Origin of the sequence: Flagellimonas algarum (assembly GCF_040513375.1) — a bacterium.
GTDB lineage: Bacteria > Bacteroidota > Bacteroidia > Flavobacteriales > Flavobacteriaceae > Flagellimonas_B > Flagellimonas_B algarum.
This window is the reverse complement of the sequence record NZ_JBEVTG010000002.1, coordinates 280162-300132: the sequence shown is the minus strand read 5'-3', so window position 1 is coordinate 300132 and position 19971 is coordinate 280162. Positions and strand designations below refer to the sequence as shown.

The window sequence follows — 19971 nt, the reverse complement described above, 5'->3', positions numbered from 1 at the left end:
CGGTGAATTCGTTCCCTTAGATGTTCCGGGTTCGATTTTTATGGCAAGAAGGCCTCTTTGTTGGCATGAAATACTTCCATGGGGGCCTGGCGTCCCTTAATGGGAAAGGTGCCAAGGCTTTGGAAGGCATTTGAATACCCAGGTAGCTGGGCAATGACCGCGGCAGAGATGATAAAGTCCTTCTGGAGCTCTTTGCAAAGACCTTGAATACGGGCCGTGACGTTCAAAGGGTCTCCGGTAAAAACGATTTCTTTTTTCAGCGCCCCGATTTCCCCGATGCTTACCGTTCCTGCATGCAGTCCGGCCTTGAAACGAGGGACAAGACCAAAGCGGTCTTCATAGGCCGGGGTCTTCTTCCCCAAGTCCTCTTGCATGGCATAAAAACAACGGATGCAATTAGCCGCTTCCACACCAGTCTCAAGCGGCCAGGTAATCACGATCTCATCCCCCACGTATTGGTAGACTTCCCCTTTGTGTTTAATGATGGCATTCGATAGGTCCTCATAGTACCTTTGGATCAATTGAAAGTAGCGTTTATGGCCTAATTTTTCGGCAATGGCGGTCGATGCCGTCATATCGACGAACATAAAGAACCGTTCTTCCTGTTTGGGGGAATTGTATTTGCCGGTGATGAAATTGATCAAGACCGAATGGCCGAGATTTTCACTGATTGCCCCATAAAACAAGGATAGCATTAGGCTGAAGAACAACTGCAGGCAGGTGCTCCAGAATGCCAAACTGCCCCAAAAAACCGCATATCGCTTCCATACTTCGGCTTTCCATAGCGGTACCTCCATTTCAATGGCGGCGGCCATCGGATAGACAATTGAAATCACGATGCTGAACAACAGCGTATACAACAAGAATTTATATGCTACTTTTTTCCAAAGGACCTGCTGGGTAAAAAGTCGGTTGATAAAGACCACTTCCAAAAAACCGACCAAAAGGCCCATCACCGTGACGGCGATGCAGGCAAAAAAGAAAATTTCGCCGTTCGGATTGATCGCTCCTTCCAACACGGGGTTATTTCCGATCGCCATTTTATCGGAAAGCAAAAACACCACCCCGGTAATCAACCAGATGATACCGAAAGGTAAAATCCTAACGAGTTGGTAGCGGGTTTTGGGTGAAAGTGGCAAAAGACGGTCTTAAGAAGGGTCCGTATAATGTACCCGATAGATGGCATCACCATAGTCATCGGAGATCAGCATCGATCCGTCTTCTAAAAACAGGATGTCGACCGGTCTTCCGAATTGATCTTGACTTTCGTCATCGAGCCAGCCATCGATAAAGGTCGTATAGCCCACGGATTCATTGCCATCCAGTTCGACCAAGGCGATACGGTAACCGACCTTTTTCGAACGGTTCCAAGAGCCGTGTTCGGCCACGAAGGCATAGTTTCGGTAGCTTTCAGGAAACATGTCACCGCGATAGAACTTCACGGCCAAGGGGGCGACATGGGCGCCCATTGCTTGTACGGGGGCGGTGAATTCGTCACAGTCGCGGTCATTGAATTCAGGATCGGCAACCGTACCACCATGGCAGTAGGGGTATCCGAAGTGTTGGCCTGCCCTTGAGATGCGGTTCAATTCGCAAGGGGGTACATCATCCCCCATCATATCACGGCCGTTATCGGTAAACCACATTTCCTTGGTTTCCGGATGCCAGGTAAAACCCACCGTATTCCGTACCCCATGGGCATAGATTTCACGATTGTTTCCATCAGGGTCCATACGGGTGATGGTCGCGTATCGTTGATCAGCGACCGTACTATCACAAATGTTGCAAGGCGCGCCAACGGGTACGTATAGTTTATCATCCGGACCAAAGGCGATATACTTCCATCCGTGGTGGAACTCCGTTGGGTAATCGTCGTAGACGATTTCGGGGATGACCTCAAAGTCTTCGAGATGCGACTCGATTTCATCATACCGCAATAAACGGCCCACCTCGGCCACATACAGATCTCCATCGCGAAATGCGATACCGTTAGGAACTTCAAGGGTCGAATCCAAGACCATGACCTTGTCGGCCTTAAAATCCCCATCTTGATCTTGGATGGCGTAGACCGTTTTTTCGTTACGGGTGCCGACGAACAGCGTACCTTCATCCCCCATGGCCATAGAACGTGCGCCATCGATTCCTTCGGCATACAGCTCTATGGTAAAGCCTTCGGGTAAATTCAGACGCTCTAAGGGTAGCGTAGGTTGGGCTTCAGGAACGGAAGCTACTTGAGATTCATCTTCCGCCTTCTGTTTACAGGCCCCAGCCAATAGGATCATCATGCCCAGGGCATATGCATAGACTTTCGTTCTTGAAATTTCCATGGTTTAGGGATTTAGACTTTCACCGTTAAAGATAGCCTATTTCCCTTATGGCCGGATTGCCTACTCACTAACTTTATTCAGAAAACCTGAGTAACCTATGGTTAAACGCTGTGTACTATTGACATAAAAAGTCGCCGCATTGTTGGGATAGACCGTGCCGTTTACATTGAAACCCTCACCGAGCTCGTTCACGATATCGAATTGGAAATCATAGGCTTGTTTTTTCTCATTGAAATCAATGGAAAGGTCCTTGGGTACCCCTTCGAAATTGATGCCTACATCTTGGGGGTTGTAGGTGCTGGCGAACTGTCGTTCCCCATAATAGGGCAGTTTCGCGAATACGCTGTCATTTTGGATTCTCAAAAAGCTGGCAGTTCCAGTAATTTCGATACGGTTGGCCGAACTACCCGGGGGCAGCAGGCCTGCTGAAGCGATCGCATTGATGCTACGCGTACCCAGTGGATTGGCCCAACGGGCCCGTAAATCCAGTTCTTTGTTGTCGATTTGCTGTTTTAACGCCGCCAGTTCTTCTGGGGACGGCATTGATTTTTGGCTACCACAGGAGAGCATCGTTCCGAGGGTCACTAGTGCAACTAGGGCTAGTACGTTCTTTTTCATTTGTTCCTTTTTTTGAATTCGTTTTTAAAAGTACCACCACAAAAGTGTTGCCAAAATCACCAATGCGTGAAGGGTGCCACGATGATGGTCAATGGTTCATTCGGTCGAGGGTGCGGTTTGACGATATCCTGGACCCTTAATGAATCGACCTGGGGTGGCCCCCGTATGTTCACCGTCGCGCAATACCTGCTCCCCGTTCACCCATACATGTATCATGCCTTCTGCGTATTGGTGCGGATCGGTAAAGGTGGCCTTGTCGGCTACCTTTTCCGGGTCGAAGACCACAATATCGGCGAAATGGCCAATGGCCAATCGCCCCCGCTTCTTTAGTTTCAAGTTATCGGCAGGCAGGGCAGTCAGTTTACGAACGGCTTCTTCGAGCGAAAGCACCCCTTCATCACGTGAATATTTGCCCAGAACCCTGATGAAGGATCCGTAGGCCCTAGGATGGGTACTTTGCTTTATGAATACCCCCTCATTGGTATACGATCCCGCATCGGAGCAAAAACTCACCCATGGGAGGGCTACCTTTTTGGAAATGTTGGCCTCGTCCATGGAAAAGTAGACGACCTGTATTCTGCTTTGGTCTTCAATGATGAGATCGACCAAGGTCTCTGCCGGACTTTTCCCCCAGGCTTCGGCCACTTCGGTCAGATAGGCTCCGATGTAGTTGCGTAGCCCTTCATTGCGAAACCCGACCAGCAATATGGTTTCGGGACTATTGCGGAATTTAAGGTCGGCAATCGCGCGTAGACGGGTATTCGGGTCGGACAAGCGGTACAGCATCAAGGCAATACCCCCTTCCCGCACCCATTCGGGGAGTTGGACATGCAAGCCGGTAGAACTGGCGTTATAGGTGTACATATCAGCGGTCACCGGCAGTCCGGCCGTTCGGGCAGAATCGATTTTGGCGATGGCGCTGTCCAGTTTGGCCCAATTGCGTTTGGCCGATGCTTTGAGATGGTATACCTCGGATCGGATCTCTGCCTCCGATGCTATTTGCAACAGTTCATCCAAGCTCTCCAAAAGGTAATCCCCTTCATCGCGGATATGGGAGACGTACATGCCATCGTAATCGGCAGCGATTTTTGCCAGTGCCGTTAATTCCGCGGTATCCGCATACCGACTTGGGGCGTACAACAGGGAACTCGAAATGCCCACGGCCCCTTCTTCCATAGCGGTAGCGGTCAATGCGGCCATTTCTTCGATTTCTTCGGCGGTAGCCGGCCGGTTTTCATACCCGATCACGTGACGTCTCAGGGTACCGTTACCTACAAAGGACGCCACATTGGTCGAGACCCCTAAAGCTTCCAGATGGGCCAGGTATTCGCCTAGGGAGGTCCACTCGACGGCATATTTGATGTCCCCTTGGTTCTCGATCATTTCTTTTTTCATATCCTCGGTCAATGGACCCATGGAGCGGCCTTCCCCCATGACCTCCAAGGTAACCCCTTGTCGGATGTCACTTTGCGACCGCCCGTCTTCCAAAAGTGCCACATTGGCCCAACTGAGCATATTGATGAACCCAGGGGCCGTAGCCATGCCTTCCAAGTCGATGGTGGACGTCGCTTCTAAGGAAAGCCCTGGATCGATCTTGGCGATCGTGTCGGCGTTGATTCCGATATCGGCAAGGAAGGGTGTTCCTCCATTTCCGTCATAAACCAGTCCGTTTTTCAATACGAGATCGTAGGTCTCCGATTTTTGGCAGGCAACACTGAAGATGAGCAATAAAAGGATGTAAGGTCTCATGGGTCGGTACTTGAAGTATACCAAAAAGATAGTGATTTTCAGGGAGTTCGACCTATTGGCCCCCGAACCACTTTTTGAATTCGGCCACTTTTTCACGGCTGACCACGATATCGGCCCCCAGTTTGGTATGCAGCTCCAATTTCAACCTTCTATTCGAATACACCACCACATCGGCAATGGCCGAGAGGGCTACGATGAAACTCCTGTTCACCCGAAAAAACTGTTTGGGGTCCAAGAGTTTCTCAAGGGCTTCCAAACGATACTCGATCAGGTATTCCTTTCCACTGGAATTGAAAAGCGATACATCCCTGCCTTCGGCTTGAAAAACCAGCACCTCATGGGTGCCGACCGAACGGATGTGGTTGCCGATCTTTACCAAAAACCGGTCTTTATACGTCGTTTTTCCCAAAGAGCGGATAAGGGGCTCCATGTCGGGTTGGGTATAGTGCTTGCGTAAGGACGCGAATTTTTTCAAAGCCTTGGAAAGGTCGGTGAACGTAATCGGTTTCAAAAGGTAATCGATGCTGTTGACCTTAAAGGCGTCAACGGCGAACTCGTCAAAGGCCGTTGTGAAAATGATGGGTTTGTCCAAATTAAGTTCCGCGAAGATCTCAAAACTCAAGCCGTCACTCAATTGCACGTCCATAAAGAACAGGTCGACCTTATCTTTATGCTCGCGGATCCAAGGCACCGCTTGACGCAATGATTCCAAGACGGTCAATACTTCGATATCGGTGCTGTATTTTTCCAAATAGCGCACCAATTTTTCAGCGGCTAAGGGTTCGTCTTCAACTAGGGCTACTTTCATCGTAATTCAATATCGGTAATGTTAGGGTACGCCATGTTGCTTCGTCAGCTAGTCGAATGGGTTCGGATGAAAAAAAACCGAACTTTTTCACTACATCCGAGATCTTCGCCAAATCGAATCCATACCGAAGTCGCTCTTCGGGCTGGTATCGGATTTTCATATACCCTTCTTTGCTTTCAAGGGACACCTTAAGCTCTTTTTTCGAGGATGCAATCGTACTGCGGATGATTTGCTCGATGATCGCCAATAGGGTCTTGGGCGGTATCCATAATCGTTCGTCCACATCGATTTCCAATTTCAAGCTGCGATGGGGTAAATTGTCGAATAAGGCTACCAAAGATCGTGTGGCATCCAATTCTTCGGCAAGGGAAACCAATTCCGTTTGGTTTTTGGATAGGATATAGCGGTATACCGAAGAAAAATGATCCGTCATTTCCTCGGCCCTGTCCGGATCGTTTTTCATCGTGGCCAACATACTTTCAAGGCTTTCAAAAAGCAACTCGGGGTTGATGCCCTTCTGGTAGACCCGGAAGGCTTCTTCGACCGATTGCCGTTCAGACAATTCTTGCTGTTTTCTCTCGGTATTGGTACGATACAGGAATTGGTGGCTGAAATACAGGACCATATAGACCAATCCGATAAAAAGGAAAATAAGATTCAAAACCTGCAACTCACTAAAATTCGGGGTGTAGAGCAAGACGTACTTGAAATACAGGAACATGACGGTCGATACCAAGGCCACCACACCCAGGAGGGTAACCATTACTTGAATCGAAGCCCGAAGCAACTCGGAACTCGGTTTTTTTAATTTTTTAAAGCCGAGGATGGCCCATCGTATCATTTCTTGGATCAAATAGGTCAACCCGATACAGATGTACAATTCCTCCCCGAAAAAACTTTCGCCCAACTGCGAAATGTTATTGTTGATCAATAAGAGCAGCAAGTATACCAGAGTGCCCCCAAAAAGCGGGCTAATGATCCTGAAGATCGGATGATGTATAAAAAACCGCTTCATATCAGCACGGGTAATTTGACCGAAAAATCCTTTTGATCCAAAACCTCGACCGATTGCCTGGTCAACAGCCGGTAGCGTCTTTTGATATTCGAAAGTCCCAGTTTGGTGGAGTTCACTTGTTTGCGTTGCCCGGTCTTGTTGTTCATAACGACGATATGGCCATCTTGCAAGTCCATTACGACCCTCAGGGGCATTTCGGAATTGAACACATTGTGTTTTGCTGCATTCTCGACCAACAGCTGTAGCGTCAACGGGGGTACTTTGCTTTGTCTTATCGCTTCAGGAAGATCGACCTCGACCGTGAATCCGTCGCCGAATCTCGTGGACAATAACACCGAAAAGGCATTTACGAAATCCAATTCCTCGTCAATGGTGACCAGGTCGACCCGATGTTTTGCCAAGGTGTATTCATAACAGGTCGCCAAGGCACGGATGAAGGTTTCGGCCTGTTGTGGGTCTTTATGGAACAGCATGGAAAGCGAATTCATGCTATTGAATAGAAAATGGGGACTGAGTTGCGAACGCAACAGGTTCAATTGGATCTCGGCCTGTTTGCGTTGTTGGCGTAGCTCTTCGATCTGTACCTTGGTGTACTGATTGTAGGAATAAAGGGCGAAGTAGACGACCCCATGGATGATTGAAAGGCTGAACACCACAATACCCAATTTGAGCAGTTCTTCCCAATGATCCCCCATGCGCAATTCTTCGTCCATAAGCAGATGGTAGCTGGTAATGGCCGCATAGGATAAGCCTAAGGAAACGAGAAGATTACTTACGATTCCGAGGAGCAATCGCATCCCCGGAAGTTCTTTCCAAGAAACCAATTGGTTGATCCCCGAATTCGCATAGGAAATGGCATAGAACACCAGGATCCCCAAGAACCCACTAAGGTAAAATTCCATAGGCTGGCCCAGTCGGTTGAAATTGGCGAACCCATACATGAGCAAACCAATGGAGAAGCCAAAGAAAATGAGGACGAAATGTCGTTTCATGCCGGGTTGGTTGAAGAAAGTTGGAAAGCGCCACTCCATATCACCAAAATACTCATAAAAGTCCAGAGTATTTTGGCGCAGGGAATGGAACGGTGGTTGGTCGATCAGTTGATGGCCTTAATGGCCCTGCCTAGATGGGAATCACTATCGATATCCATGCAGGCATCGGTGTAGGCGTCGGCAACGGCTTTCGAACCGCCGTTGACCGCACTCGAAAAAGCGATCAAGGTTTCCGCCTTGTGGTAATCGGAATCTATGGACTCAGTCGCCCCTAGAATCGCGATGAGCTGCTTTTCGGAAAAGGTGCTTCTTGAAAGCGTTTTAAATACGTCGGCCTTATGGTGGTCTGAATCGATATTGGTCAACGCCCCCAAATAATCGGGTAGGCTTTCGTCGATCTGGTGGGCCGTCGCCATGCGCTTCAATACGTTGGCCTGGTGGTTGTCTGAAGTCATGTTCTCTTCGACCAAGCGTAACAAATGTGCCTTTGACGAGGCGTCAAGATCTTGTTTTACCAATTCTAGGAACACACTCGCGATGTGATGGTCCGAACTCATATTCGATACCGAAGCGAGCAGTGCATGGCTCGTGGCCGATCCGAGATCTTTACCCAAGGCTTTCTTCAAAACACTCGCCTTGTGGTGGTCTGAGTTGATCGATTTCGATGTAGCGATCAACAGTTTGGTATTTTCGGCATCCAAGTTTCGTTCGCGCAGTACCTCGTTCAAGACGCTGGCTTTATGGTGATCGGAATCGATATCGTCGACAATCGGGAAAAGCGCCTTCATTTGGGTATTCGATATGGATCCGTCACGAATCGATTTTTTCAGCACCTCTGCGGTGTGGTGGTCCGAATTGATATCGGATGCAGCTTTGATATAGGCGGCCGTGGTATTGTCGGAAGCCAAAAAGGCCTTTGCGTTTCTTTTGAGGATATCGGCTTTGTGATGATCGGAATCAAAATCCTCCCCTACCGTATTCAAAATGGCGATCAGATCCTTTTCTTTTAGGTCTTTATCCAAGAGTAATTTGATATAGCGGGCTTTGACATGGTCGCTGGCGATTTTATCGACTTCTTTCAATACTTTATAGGAGCCTCCCTGTCGATACATACGATCGACACGTTTTTCCGAACCTAGGGTTGTGGTTCGAACGACTTCCAAAAGGATTTCCGATAGCCACTTCTTGCCCTCGGCATCGAAACTGCGTTGTGAGCTGCCGACGTAGTACTTTTTGACCAGTTGGCCCGAACCATTGGGTTCGATAATGATCCTTCGTCTATTACCGAAAGCACTTTTTTTGATTTCCATATAACCTCCACGCGATATACCTACCACATCGCTGTCGTCATCCGATAAGGTGATGTCCCCTTTGTACTCAATGTAGAATTTATTGCTCAATCCATTTTTTATCGAAATGGTGGTCTTCCCCCCATTACTCACACTTACAGAGGTACTTCGGCGTTGTGCCTCGGTATTGGAAGGGATGAGAAAGAGGACGATCAAGACTACTTTAATGAGCAAAGCGGTCAAAATTTTGATGAGTTGTTGCATGATTTTCCGTTTTTTGAAAAATCGTCCGCTCTTGATTGGAGAACGGACGATTTGATGATTGATACTGCGTTTTTTGATTGATGATGGTACAAAGATGCTTGCTTCGTTCCAAGTACGAAAATGCAATGTCATGAATTGTACATTGGGTGCCATGAATTGTACATGGCGCGTTTGGAGCGGGTAGTTAGGGCGTCAATTTGCGGATGGGCTTGAGGGTGATTTCCTTGAATTCCATCTCGGCACCTTCAGCTTGCAAGGCGATTTGACCGCGAGAAGCCGTGCTGTCATACCCATAGTTTACTAGGTCACCATTGATCCAAACCTTGATTTCGGAATTAAGGCATTCGACGACCAAGGTGTTCCACTCGCCCAACGGTCGCTCACTGTTATCCGTTAGGTTTTCTATGCGGCGTGCTTTACCTTCGGTAATGCCCCAATTTTCTTTTGGTCCACGACGCTGCACCATATCCTCGCAATGAATGTCTTCAACGATACACCAAAAGTCGCCTGCGTTTTCATGCATCAATTGCACTTCGACCGATTTAGGGAACATCCCATACAAGGCGCGTGGTGTGGAAGCATGCACCAATACCCCACAATTGCCCGGTTCGGATGGAAAGCGATATATTACTTCCAAACGGTAATCGGCGTATTCGGCATCGGTAATCAAGTGCCCCCTAGGTTCCCCCAAGGAGACCAAGTGACCTTCACGGACCACAAAGGGAATAGGGGCTTCGGGCACGGTATCCCTTTGGGGTACATCCATATGCCAGCCCGAAAGATCGGTCCCGTTGAACAATTTCGCTTCCCCATCGTTGTTGCAGGCCGTCATGACAAGGGCCAACCCAATGCCGAATAAGAGACTTTTCGATATCATGGTTTTACTTTTTAAATCGATTGAACAAGACCAATTTCTTTTTGGTGTTGATGAAATAGACTCCGGTCAGCAAGATGACCGCAGCCAAAATCGACTGGTTTGAAATTTCCTCCTCCAAAAAATACCACCCTAAAAGCATTGCTACAATGGGGTTTACGTAGGTGTTGGTCGCTACCTTCTCCGGTGAAACGGTTTTTAAAAGGAAATTGAATGCCGAAAAAGCGATGATACTTCCAAAGATGATCAGCAACAACATCGAATACCGCACTTCCCCACTCCATTCGGAATAAGGCACCCAAGTTTCCTGAAAGGCGAAACTGGTTAACAGTAACAACAACCCACCCGTGAACATTTGGTAGCCGGTATTTACCACATAGTTTTTGGGCATGTCCGCCTTTCCGATGAATAGGCTTCCATAAGCCCAACTCAACATGCAGGCGAAGATCATGATCATTCCGAGAATGGCGTTCTCCTGTTCCAAAATCGAGCGTTGTCCCACCAAAAGGTAAATGCCTAAAATGCCCAAGGCAACGCCGACCAATGACATCGGTTGTATTTTTTTTCCATGAAGGGCCCACATCATCAATAAGACCACCAGTGGCTGGGCCGATATTTCCAGAGCGGCGAAACCACTATCGACGAAACGCAGGGCCCAAACTACCACCCCATTGCCAAAAGTCAAGAACAAAAATCCGGCGAAAGCCGTATTCAATAATTGTTTTTTGGTGATCCTCAACGATTTTCCACTGACTAAAGCGATAGCGAAAATCAATAGTCCGGCACATAGGAATCGTATGGATGCCAGCATGAACGGTGGTAAGGCCTCGACGGCGATCTTATTCCATAAATAGGTCGATCCCCAAACGACATAGGTCGCCAAAAAGGCGAGAATGATGTAGACTTGATTTTGCTTCATGGTAGCGGTCTGATTGCCGTATAAAATTACGACAAATAAGAAGCGATGAAAGGGTAATGTGTACTTTTGCAGGCGAAGACTTCAAGCTATGTATGTTGAACGCTGGCATTCTTTTTTCAAAGACCATTTGATTCGTAACGCCATACCCGAACAGACGGCCGTTTATCTCAATGCCGTACTCTTGGCTTTGGTCATGTTGGTTCTGGTTTTTTTGGTAGACTACCTGACTTGGAAGGGCATTCGCGCCCTTTCGGCGCGTATTGCAAAGCGTACCAAGAGCGATCTAGACGACTTGATGATACGACATCGCTTGCCGCGTCATTTGGCCCATATCGTGCCTTTGTTGCTCGCTATGGAATTGGCCCCTTTTGTCTTCTATGATTTTCAATATGCAGAGAACGTGTTGTTCAAGATTTTGAACATCCTTGGTGTGGTCCTGACCCTGCGCATCGCCAATAGTGTGTTGAAAACGATCAGTTCCTATCTGAAGACCTTGCCCCGATTTAAGGACAAACCGATCGACAGCTACATTCAGGTGTTTATGATCTTTGCATGGGTCGGCGGGATTTTGGCCATACTTGCCATTGTGACCGAAACCGACGTATGGAAGTTCATAACCGGTCTTGGAGCCGCATCGGCAGTTTTGTTGCTGGTCTTTCGTGATACCATTCTAGGCTTCGTTGCCAGTATCCAAGTCAGTATCAATGACATGGTACGGATCGGTGATTGGATCACCTTTGAAAAATATGGGGCCGACGGTGATGTCATCGAAATCAATTTGGCTACCGTCAAGGTGCAGAATTTTGACAAGACCATTACGACCATACCCACCTATGCCCTGATATCGGATAGCTTCAAGAATTGGCGTGGAATGCAGTCTTCAGGAGGGCGTCGCATCAAAAGGGCGGTTATTATCAAACAACAAAGCATCGTCTTTTTGACCGAGGCCAAAATCGATGAACTCAAGAAGGTACAATTGATATCCGATTACCTTGAAACACGGCAGGCCAAAATCGACCAATACAACGAAACGAATGCCATCGATAAATCCGTGCTGTTGAATGGCCGCAACCTGACCAACCTCGGGGTATTTCGAAAATATATCGAATCGTACTTGGAATCGCACTCGGCCATCAACCCCGAAATGACGATGATGACCCGTCAATTGGCACCGACACCCCAGGGGATTCCCCTTGAGATCTATGCCTTCAGCAGTGATAAGCGGTGGGTGAATTACGAATATATCATGGCCGATATTTTCGACCATGTTTTGGCAGCCGTTCCGTTCTTTGGGTTGGAGATCTTTGAATTACCGACTACAATGACCGTCGATTAATCGGCTTTTTCGGCAACAACGAACCACATACGCTTGTCGGGATCATTTTCCCAAAGCCCATGATCTAAATCCTCATCAACTACCCGAAAGCCGGTCTCATAAAGTTCTTCCTTTACGTAATTCGGTGCCATGGTATGACCAAACGCTTGAGCCTGACGTGATTCCCCTTCGAATCGTCGCTTCAATTTTTCTAGGATGATAAGTTGGCCGTTGCGTTTCAAGGAACGGTGCAATAGCCGTAGGACTTTTTTGTAGTCATAGATTTCATGGTAGGTATCGATGACGAAGATCCGATCAAAGGATTCCAAAGGCAATTTGGGATTGTCATATTCGCCTAAAAGGGTGACCACATTGTCCAGGTTCAGGGTCTGCACATGTTCGCGTAAACGTTCTAGCCGGACTTTGTTGACGTCTTCGGCATAAACCCTTCCTGAGCTACCGACCCGGCGTGCCAAGCGCACTGTCAGATATCCCTCATGACATCCGATATCGGCGACATTCATACCAGGGGTTACCGTAGCATGCTTGAAGAGGTTGTCCAAACCCATCCATTCATCCCGTGCTTCCCACTCGTCGGCCGAATACTGTGAAAAGGCGACCAGTGGGAGCAGGAACAAAAACCAAAACTTTTTGGGCATGCTAATCGTTTAAGAGGCCTTGGCCTTCGATCCATGGGGCGCCGGCAGCCTTCAACTCAGACTCAAGACCAGGCAAGGTGGTGTTGACCATGGCGCGCAATTGCGCTTTCACTTCTTGCAATTGGGATTTGGCTCGGGCAAATGCTTTTTTGTGATTGCCGGTTGGCCCATAGGTATTGTTCAGTGCGACATATCCAACAAAAGCGCCGTCTGAAGGAGAAGGTGGATTACGTTCCCCAACCTCATTTTTGGCACTGTTGCCATTCATGATCGAACTAATGGCCTGCAAATCGGAATTTGCCTTATGGATTTTAGCATACAAAGATGGGGACGGGTTTTCAGCTTGTTGGAATGCCCGCTTCATCGCTTTGGCCAATGAGGTGGCCTTGTTCAAGGTCGTATTGGTCGCCATCAAATCTTGTTGATAGGCTTGGAAACCGGCACGGAAGGCATCGATCTCTTGGGTAGGTTTCGCAGGAAGTGCCCCTTTGCGCAATGGAACGACTTCAAAACTTTGCGGCCCCGCCAATTCTTTCAAGTTGCCGTCGACCCTTTGGTGTACGCTGACCGTGTAAGTTCCGGGAGTGGCCAAATAAGGCGACCCAAAGAATTCTTCTTCATCGCTTGGCCCGGGGGCTTTTAGGGAAATCCCCGTACGGTTGGCATGGGTCAAATTCCAAGCCACTCTGTTGAACCCTTTGTTGGCGGAACCCTTTATGGTGTTCACCACTTTACCGGATGCATCTTTGACGACCAAGACAATGGCCGGACCTTCGGCATTCTTTTCATCCTGAAGGGCTTCCCAACCGGGAAAAGGGATATTGGCCTTCTGCTTCGTCAATTCTTTTTCCCGTTTGCTGCGTTGGGCCTTCAACGACTCCAGTTTGTTGGGCAGGTAGTAGGTGATCTCAGCTCCATAAGGCGGGTTTTTGGCCATGTAGGTATTGTTGCCTTGACCGTAAACCCCATCCCTTTGGATGTACCAATACGCCTGCTTCGGTGCGAAAAGTTGAACCGTGTTGGCTTTGGCCGTATCATAATCACGTAGTGGACCGATATTGTCGAGCACATAAAACCCACGACCGAAAGAGGCGGCCACTAGATCATCCTCGCGGCGTTGGATCGTAATGTCACGGAAGGAAATGGTCGGTAATCCTCCCTTCAACTGGGTCCAACTTCCACCACCGTTGGTGCTGAAATAGATGCCGAACTCCGTGGCTGCGAAAAGAAGGTTCGCTTTTTTATGATCTTGAACGATGCGCCAGGTCAATAGTTTCTTGGGCAAGTTGCCGTTGATCAAGCTCCAACTGCGTCCTTTATCGGTACTTTTCAATAGGAAAGGGCGATAGTCGCCTTCTTTATGGTTGTCCAATACCAAATAAACGGTGTTCGCATCGAAGAGATCGGCCCTTACATCATTGACAAAGGCCCTTTCCGGGACCCCTTTGATGTTGCCCAAGTTGACCTTACGCCACGAGTCGCCGCCATTTTCAGACACTTGAAGGATACCGTCATCCGTACCGGCATACAACAGCCCTTCTTGTACTGGGGATTCCGCCAAGGACGTAATGGTGTTGTAGTTACTCATCGCACCGACATCCCATGGATTGTCCCAACTTTGTTGTTTGCCCATGATCGGTAAGGCCAACCGCTCTTCGTTACGGGTCAAATCATTGGAAATGGCCGTCCAGTCGTCTCCCCTATTCTCTGATTTCCATACTCTGTACGAGGCGAAATACAGCCGTGTGGGCTTGTGCGGGCTCACTAAAATCGGGGCATCCCAGTTGAACCGCTCATGGGGATCCCCTGCCGAAGGTTGTGGTTGAATAAAGACCGTCTCACCCGTAGTTTGATCGATCCGCCATAACCAACCTTGTTGGAATTCGCCGTAGGTAATATCCGGATTACCCGGTTCCGTAGCCGATTGGTGTCCGTCGGCCCCAAGGGTGATCCACCAATCTTGGTTCAAGATTCCGGCTTGGTTGTCGGTACGGGAAGGTCCACCATGGGATCCGTTGTCTTGGGTTCCTCCATAAATATTGTAAAAAGGTGCCGAATCGTCTACGGCGACTTTGTAATATTGGATGACCGGTAGGTTGCTGAAATAGCGCCATGTCTTGGTGAGGTCATACGATTCGTAAAGCCCGCCATCGGTACCGAACAACACATAGTTTGGATCGTCCTTTTTGAAGGCCATGGCGTGGCTGTCAACGTGTTTCTTTTCTTCGTTCATAAACTGGAAGGTCTTGCCATGGTCTACAGAGTATTGCACATAGTTACTCATAAGGTACAGGCGTCCTTCTTGGTGGGGTGAGGCATACAGTTCTTGGTAGTAGTGTGGCCCTGTGCCCCCGGAAACAGCGTCTGATTGCTTTGACCAGGATACCCCCCCATTGGTCGAGATGTAAACCCCGCCTTTTTTACGGTCCAATTCGATGGCGGCATACACCGTTTCACTATCGAATGGCGAAATGGCCAATCCGATCTTCCCCAAGTTGCTCTTTGGGATTCCACCACTAAGTTTTGTCCATGTTTTGCCCCCGTCGGTGGATTTATGCAATCCAGAACCTGGCCCTCCGCCCATGTAGGCGGCTACGGTACGGTGTCTGTCCCAAGTCGCCGCGTACAATACCTCTGGGTTCGAGGGGTCCATGACGATATCGGTAACCCCGGTCCAAGCCTCATCGCCTAAGGTTTTGGTCCACGTTTTCCCTCCGTCTTCCGAACGGTAAAAGCCGCGTTCGCCCCCCTTGCTCCAAAGCGGTCCTTGGGAAGCGACGTATATTTTGTTCGAATTATCGGGATGTACGATGATTTTTGAGAGATGTTCTGAAGATTTGAGTCCCATGTTCTTCCACGACTTGCCGTCATCATGGCTGACATAGATACCATCCCCAAAGCCGACGTGTCGCCCTCCGACATTCTCACCGGTTCCTACCCAAATCGTACTTGGGTTGCTCGGGTCTATGGTCACGCACCCAATGGAATAGACCGATTGGCCATCGAAAATGGGTTCGAAGGTCGTTCCTGCATTCACGGTTTTCCAAACCCCACCGGATCCTACGGCCACATACCATACGTTTTCGTTTTGTGGATGGATGGCAATATCGGCGATCCTACCGGAGGTCAGGGCCGGACCTAGGCTTCTGAATTTCAAACCACCATAGGGGTTTTCTTTTTTGTCTTCTTGTGCCAACAGGATGGATGACGACATGAGTAGCAAGGCTACCAATGCCAGGCGAATGCTCGGGAATTTCATACAGGTTTCTTTTTGGTTAATCAGTCTGTGAAAGGTAGCGAAAAGGGGGTGCGGAGAACCTTAAAAAAATGTGAAAATTGCAGTAGGTTCGGTTTATTTTCAGCGGTCTTTAAGTCGGTACATGAACTTCAAGCCACTCCAGTCCGAATCTACGGCGCAGACCTTGGTATCTACAAGGCCTACAGCCAATAAATGCTCGCGTATCGGCTCCCGTTTTAAATCGGTGGTAATCGATGACGAACCCTTCGGCCAACTCACCCAAAGCATGCCCGACTTCTTCAATGCCCGCTTGATTTTCTCTGCGCGTTTTACCAGCTCTTCTTCGGAACGACAAAACCAATGGATGAAATCGGCTTCTTCTGAATGGGCCTCGTCCAAAAACAACAGGCCATCGGGAAGTGAATGGAAAAGATCGTGATAATGGTCTGGGGTATCGATCAACCAGAGGGCAAAACCGGCTTTAAGACCTAATTTCTTGGCCAATGGTGTTCCTGAATACCCTTCCGTCTTCGCCATTAGTCCAATTGTTCGGGAATTTCGTTGTCAGAACTGATTTTCCAACGATCGCCATAGATCGAGGTATAGGTGAATTCGTAATAGAACGATTTTTCTTGCTTTAGTTTGCCCAATACTTTTCCAAAACGGGTAAACAACTCCTCATCGTTGCCTATGGCCAACATGACCACTTTGCCGTTGGCGGGAATGGCCTGGCCGCGATATACATTCGACCAATTGTAGGGTTCGATGCCTTCCAGTTCCGGAATACTGCGTGTCATGAATTGGTAGAAATCTTGATCGTATTCCTTGCCATTGTAGATGACCTTCCGGCTTTCGATAATCGCTGGACCTACCCCTTGATTGACCAGGGTGAATTGGATTCGGTGTGCCCCACCATTGGTACTTTGTTCGATCATCAGATAAGGCATTGCCGATAACCGACTTTGTTTATCCATGATATTCGTTTGTCTGACGAAGATGACCAAGGTCACCAAGCTGATCAACATGGCGGTCAGTCCGAACAACTTGTCTGAGGACAAAAATGGTTTTTTAGAAGCCATGGTTTGTATTTCTATGCCTAATTTACAAAAGTATCCCTTTAAACGTCAGAGCGCTTATGTTGGGCAAAATCGAACAAGCCCTCCAGGGCAGTTCGGGTATTCTTTTCGAAGGCTTTTTTGGCGAACAGGGCGATCATTATTCGTTTGAGAGGTGATTTGGCCTCCCAGAACAGTTCCACTTTAAGGTGGCATGTGTTTTCAGAAAGGGGGGTAATGGTGTAGAATTGGTAAATGGCGTCAACGGGCAATAGATCCCGGGTCATTTCACCATAGACCAACTGCCCGGGCTCACCGGCTTTGGTGACCGACACGAAATTCAAATCCTTTCCATTGACAACACAAACGTGTTCGGTACCGCAACGGGTCACTTCATTGACCTTAAAGTCGAAACGATCTACGCCTTTGACCCATTCGGCCCGATAAATAAGATTGGAGATGTACTCATACAGTTTTTCGGCCCCAACGGGGTATTCCCTTTCAAAAATTAAATCGGCAGGTCTTTCAATTTCGATTTCCGCAACGGTTTCAGGTTCCTTCAACGGCAGTTGCTGGGTGTCGATGAGGGAGTACAAATAGTCGATCGTCGTGTCATCATAGTGGTCGCTGCCTTGCCGAAACCGGAAGAGTTTGCTTGAATAATAGGCGGATAGTTGGATTTCAAAAGCTAGAGAACGACTGATTAAGACGTAATTATCACTGTTGACCGAGTTCTTCATCAAGCGATGGGCTTCGATCACCTGTTGTCCGAAGGGTTTTCGCGTGCCTTGTACTTCGATGTGTTGCAGCTGTCCGGCATGGGCAATGATCTTGAGCTCTAGGTCAGGTGCGGTAGCACAGGCATTGCAAGGACAAATGCGGTTTTTTTTTAAGAATTCGAGGTGATTGTAAAAAGCCGTGAACATGGTTTCGATCTGGGCCAAAAGTCGTTCTTGTGAAGGCACCTCACCCTCTTTGTAAAAGAAAAGGGCATCCCCTTCGATTTCGGCCAATTCCATATTCTCGGTATTCGCCGCGATAAGCACTTCCAGCAACTCGGATATGATGTGCTGGCTATGCTCTACTTCCGTAGTTTGGATGAACTTGGTGTAGCCCGAAATATCGGGCAGGAACAGCAGCGATTTGGCCATGTTTTTTGGATAGGTTTTTCTAGTGCGTGCCTATATCCCGTTGGGACTTATGGTACGTTTGGGGTATCAATACCCTTTTTCTTCCAGCTCGTCCAAGATTTCCTTAAAGCCGAGGGCAACCCCGTTGGTCCATCCAAATCCGTCCTGGGTTTCATACTCGCCTCCACCGGAAAGCAAGCTCAGGTCTTCCACATTGTACTTTTCCATCATCTTGCCCGTGTTTTTATACACCTTTTCGTTTAGGGCCAACCACCGTTCAATGATGATTTTCGCCTCATCGATATACCCATAGGTCAACAGCCCGTTGACCGCCATCCATTGTAATGGGGCCCAGCCGTTGGGAGCATCCCATTGCTGACCTGAATTACGAAGGGTGGTGACCAGACCACCATCCCTCAAAAATTGGTTCATGATCACATCCTTCATCTTTTCGGCCTGGTCACGATCCGCAATACGGAAGGTCAAGGGATACACCCCCCCTAAAGTGAGTTCTTGGGTGGTTTCGGCACGTTTGAAATCAAAATCCATATAGAATCCGGCTTCTTCGTCCCACATATACTCTTTGATCAAGGCTTTACGCTCAATGCTCTTTTTGCGAAAATAGGTCGCCGCTTCTTTATCCCCTTTTAACATCGATCCCCTTTCGAGAATAAGCTCCATATGGTACATCAAGCAATTCAGGTCGACCGGCAGTAAAGAGGTGGTTCGGGTCGAAGCGAAATCCTCTGGATCGGAAAACCATCGCGAACTGAAATCCCAACCCGATTCAGCGGCTGATCGTAAATCTTTGTATAGTTGTTTTTTAGCGCCGGCTTCAGTGACTTCACCTGCCAAGTGCAAATCCTCCTTGTAGGCTTCAGGCCTTGGGGCCTCCCCTTGATCGTAGTACCGGTTCATGAGTCCACCTCCGATCATTTGAACCACATGTTTGCTTGCCCCATAAGGGCGGTCGATGGAATCGTGATCCATAAAATACGCATATTCCTTAGCGACTTCAGGCAGGTAATACAGCAGCATGTTGCGGTCTTCTTCGGCCAACGCATAGACCATCATGGAATAAAAAGGCGGTTGCGATCGGGTGCGATAGTAGTCTCTTGTACCATTTGGTATAAATCCGATGGAATCGATTAAAAAAGTGAAATTGTCGACCATGCTTTTGGCCAAATCCTTCCTTCCGGCGGCCAAAAGCCCCTCCATGGTGAAATAACTGTCCCAATAGTAGATTTCCTGGAAACGGCCACCCGGAACCACATATTTTTTGGGCAGGGGTATCCGCGATGCGTTGGCTTGGTAACTATCCGGACCACGGGTCAATTTATCCCACATCGATTCGATATGCTCATACATGGTCTTCGTCGTGTCGGTCACGAATTCGAGGGATTCCATGGATTGGTCGCTAAAATTCGCTTCGACAAAAGCGGTCAGATCGAAACCGTCTTGATCTTTTTCAGCGAGGTAACGTTGTTCCAATTCCAAAAACGAGGCGTTCGGAACCAGATCCACAAAAGTTTTGGAGTCAGGGTAAATGGCGGCCAACTGCACGTCTTTGAACAATTGGGTTTCATACAGGTTACCGGCCTCAATGGTAGGTTCAGTATCGTTGCAAGCGCTAAGGCTTAGTGCTAGTGCGATGAGCACGGTATACGTGTGCCTCATAAACGGGTTTTAAAGAATTGTCCGCTAAAGATAAGGCAATAA

The 19971-nt window shown here is 48.4% G+C and carries 17 protein-coding genes; 1 reads left to right on the top strand and 16 read right to left on the bottom strand.

The features are described from left to right. Positions 1-38: 38 nt before the first annotated feature. From ABV409_RS08570 to ABV409_RS08525, 10 genes are all read right to left on the bottom strand, one after another. Complete coding sequence (locus ABV409_RS08570) at positions 39-1139, bottom strand: adenylate/guanylate cyclase domain-containing protein (RefSeq protein WP_353877167.1); 1101 nt, start codon at positions 1137-1139, stop codon at positions 39-41. Between the two features lie 9 nt (positions 1140-1148). After that, positions 1149-2327: a PQQ-dependent sugar dehydrogenase gene (locus tag ABV409_RS08565; protein ID WP_353877166.1), complete on the bottom strand. Its 1179-nt coding sequence runs from the start codon at positions 2325-2327 to the stop codon at positions 1149-1151. Between the two features lie 60 nt (positions 2328-2387). Further along, on the bottom strand, positions 2388-2945 hold the full coding sequence (locus tag ABV409_RS08560) for a DUF4251 domain-containing protein (RefSeq protein ID WP_353877165.1): 558 nt from the start codon (positions 2943-2945) through the stop codon (positions 2388-2390). Between the two features lie 96 nt (positions 2946-3041). Continuing rightward, positions 3042-4694 (bottom strand): N-acyl-D-amino-acid deacylase family protein, encoded by a 1653-nt coding sequence (locus ABV409_RS08555; protein ID WP_353877164.1) that lies wholly within the window; start codon positions 4692-4694, stop codon positions 3042-3044. Between the two features lie 52 nt (positions 4695-4746). After that, on the bottom strand, positions 4747-5502 hold the full coding sequence (locus tag ABV409_RS08550) for a LytR/AlgR family response regulator transcription factor (protein ID WP_353877163.1): 756 nt from the start codon (positions 5500-5502) through the stop codon (positions 4747-4749). Then, positions 5483-6517, bottom strand: coding sequence for a histidine kinase (locus ABV409_RS08545; protein ID WP_353877162.1), 1035 nt, complete (start codon positions 6515-6517; stop codon positions 5483-5485). The genes ABV409_RS08550 and ABV409_RS08545 overlap by 20 nt, the downstream gene beginning before the upstream one ends. Next, a complete protein-coding gene (locus ABV409_RS08540) occupies positions 6514-7509 on the bottom strand; it encodes a sensor histidine kinase (protein ID WP_353877161.1) in 996 nt (331 codons plus the stop codon). The genes ABV409_RS08545 and ABV409_RS08540 overlap by 4 nt, the downstream gene beginning before the upstream one ends. Positions 7510-7613: 104 nt before the next feature. After that, the gene (locus ABV409_RS08535; protein WP_353877160.1) at positions 7614-9062 is read right to left on the bottom strand and encodes a hypothetical protein; all 1449 of its coding nucleotides are present in this window, start codon (positions 9060-9062) and stop codon (positions 7614-7616) included. A gap of 184 nt (positions 9063-9246) precedes the next feature. Continuing rightward, the gene (locus tag ABV409_RS08530; protein ID WP_353877159.1) at positions 9247-9939 is read right to left on the bottom strand and encodes a 3-keto-disaccharide hydrolase; all 693 of its coding nucleotides are present in this window, start codon (positions 9937-9939) and stop codon (positions 9247-9249) included. 4 nt (positions 9940-9943) lie between these two features. After that, a complete protein-coding gene (locus ABV409_RS08525; protein WP_353877158.1) occupies positions 9944-10855 on the bottom strand; it encodes an EamA family transporter in 912 nt (303 codons plus the stop codon). An 88-nt stretch (positions 10856-10943) separates the two neighbouring features. On the opposite strand from ABV409_RS08525, the gene ABV409_RS08520 reads away from it, so the two are divergent. After that, a complete protein-coding gene (locus ABV409_RS08520) occupies positions 10944-12191 on the top strand; it encodes a mechanosensitive ion channel family protein (RefSeq protein ID WP_353877157.1) in 1248 nt (415 codons plus the stop codon). On the opposite strand, the gene ABV409_RS08515 is transcribed toward ABV409_RS08520, so the two are convergent. The 6 genes from ABV409_RS08515 to treF all read right to left on the bottom strand — a co-directional run bounded on the left by ABV409_RS08515 (position 12188) and on the right by treF (position 19929). Continuing rightward, positions 12188-12829, bottom strand: a complete 642-nt coding sequence (locus ABV409_RS08515) for a class I SAM-dependent methyltransferase (RefSeq protein ID WP_353877156.1) — start codon at positions 12827-12829, stop codon at positions 12188-12190. The genes ABV409_RS08520 and ABV409_RS08515 overlap by 4 nt on opposite strands. A gap of 1 nt (position 12830) precedes the next feature. Then, positions 12831-16088, bottom strand: coding sequence for a WD40/YVTN/BNR-like repeat-containing protein (locus ABV409_RS08510; RefSeq protein WP_353877155.1), 3258 nt, complete (start codon positions 16086-16088; stop codon positions 12831-12833). A 99-nt stretch (positions 16089-16187) separates the two neighbouring features. Next, on the bottom strand, positions 16188-16604 hold the full coding sequence (locus tag ABV409_RS08505; protein WP_353877154.1) for a DUF3052 family protein: 417 nt from the start codon (positions 16602-16604) through the stop codon (positions 16188-16190). Then, positions 16604-17125, bottom strand: coding sequence for a hypothetical protein (locus ABV409_RS08500; RefSeq protein ID WP_353877153.1), 522 nt, complete (start codon positions 17123-17125; stop codon positions 16604-16606). Before ABV409_RS08500 ends, ABV409_RS08505 begins: the two co-directional genes overlap by 1 nt. Positions 17126-17184: 59 nt before the next feature. Further along, on the bottom strand, positions 17185-18273 hold the full coding sequence (locus ABV409_RS08495) for a DUF2652 domain-containing protein (RefSeq protein WP_353877152.1): 1089 nt from the start codon (positions 18271-18273) through the stop codon (positions 17185-17187). 66 nt (positions 18274-18339) lie between these two features. Continuing rightward, complete coding sequence (gene treF, locus ABV409_RS08490; protein WP_353877151.1) at positions 18340-19929, bottom strand: alpha,alpha-trehalase TreF; 1590 nt, start codon at positions 19927-19929, stop codon at positions 18340-18342. Positions 19930-19971 lie beyond the last annotated feature (42 nt).

What these genes read in the sequence shown, in the direction of transcription:
- ABV409_RS08565 (WP_353877166.1), bottom strand. Translation starts at nt 2,327, where the DNA reads ATGGAAATTTCAAGAACGAAAGTCTATGCATATGCCCTGGGCATGATG.
- ABV409_RS08560 (WP_353877165.1), bottom strand. Translation starts at nt 2,945, where the DNA reads ATGAAAAAGAACGTACTAGCCCTAGTTGCACTAGTGACCCTCGGAACG.
- ABV409_RS08555 (WP_353877164.1), bottom strand. Translation starts at nt 4,694, where the DNA reads ATGAGACCTTACATCCTTTTATTGCTCATCTTCAGTGTTGCCTGCCAA.
- ABV409_RS08550 (WP_353877163.1), bottom strand. Translation starts at nt 5,502, where the DNA reads ATGAAAGTAGCCCTAGTTGAAGACGAACCCTTAGCCGCTGAAAAATTG.
- ABV409_RS08545 (WP_353877162.1), bottom strand. Translation starts at nt 6,517, where the DNA reads ATGAAGCGGTTTTTTATACATCATCCGATCTTCAGGATCATTAGCCCG.
- ABV409_RS08540 (WP_353877161.1), bottom strand. Translation starts at nt 7,509, where the DNA reads ATGAAACGACATTTCGTCCTCATTTTCTTTGGCTTCTCCATTGGTTTG.
- ABV409_RS08535 (WP_353877160.1), bottom strand. Translation starts at nt 9,062, where the DNA reads ATGCAACAACTCATCAAAATTTTGACCGCTTTGCTCATTAAAGTAGTC.
- ABV409_RS08530 (WP_353877159.1), bottom strand. Translation starts at nt 9,939, where the DNA reads ATGATATCGAAAAGTCTCTTATTCGGCATTGGGTTGGCCCTTGTCATG.
- ABV409_RS08525 (WP_353877158.1), bottom strand. Translation starts at nt 10,855, where the DNA reads ATGAAGCAAAATCAAGTCTACATCATTCTCGCCTTTTTGGCGACCTAT.
- ABV409_RS08520 (WP_353877157.1), top strand. Translation starts at nt 10,944, where the DNA reads ATGTATGTTGAACGCTGGCATTCTTTTTTCAAAGACCATTTGATTCGT.
- ABV409_RS08515 (WP_353877156.1), bottom strand. Translation starts at nt 12,829, where the DNA reads ATGCCCAAAAAGTTTTGGTTTTTGTTCCTGCTCCCACTGGTCGCCTTT.
- ABV409_RS08510 (WP_353877155.1), bottom strand. Translation starts at nt 16,088, where the DNA reads ATGAAATTCCCGAGCATTCGCCTGGCATTGGTAGCCTTGCTACTCATG.
- ABV409_RS08505 (WP_353877154.1), bottom strand. Translation starts at nt 16,604, where the DNA reads ATGGCGAAGACGGAAGGGTATTCAGGAACACCATTGGCCAAGAAATTA.
- ABV409_RS08495 (WP_353877152.1), bottom strand. Translation starts at nt 18,273, where the DNA reads ATGGCCAAATCGCTGCTGTTCCTGCCCGATATTTCGGGCTACACCAAG.
- treF (WP_353877151.1), bottom strand. Translation starts at nt 19,929, where the DNA reads ATGAGGCACACGTATACCGTGCTCATCGCACTAGCACTAAGCCTTAGC.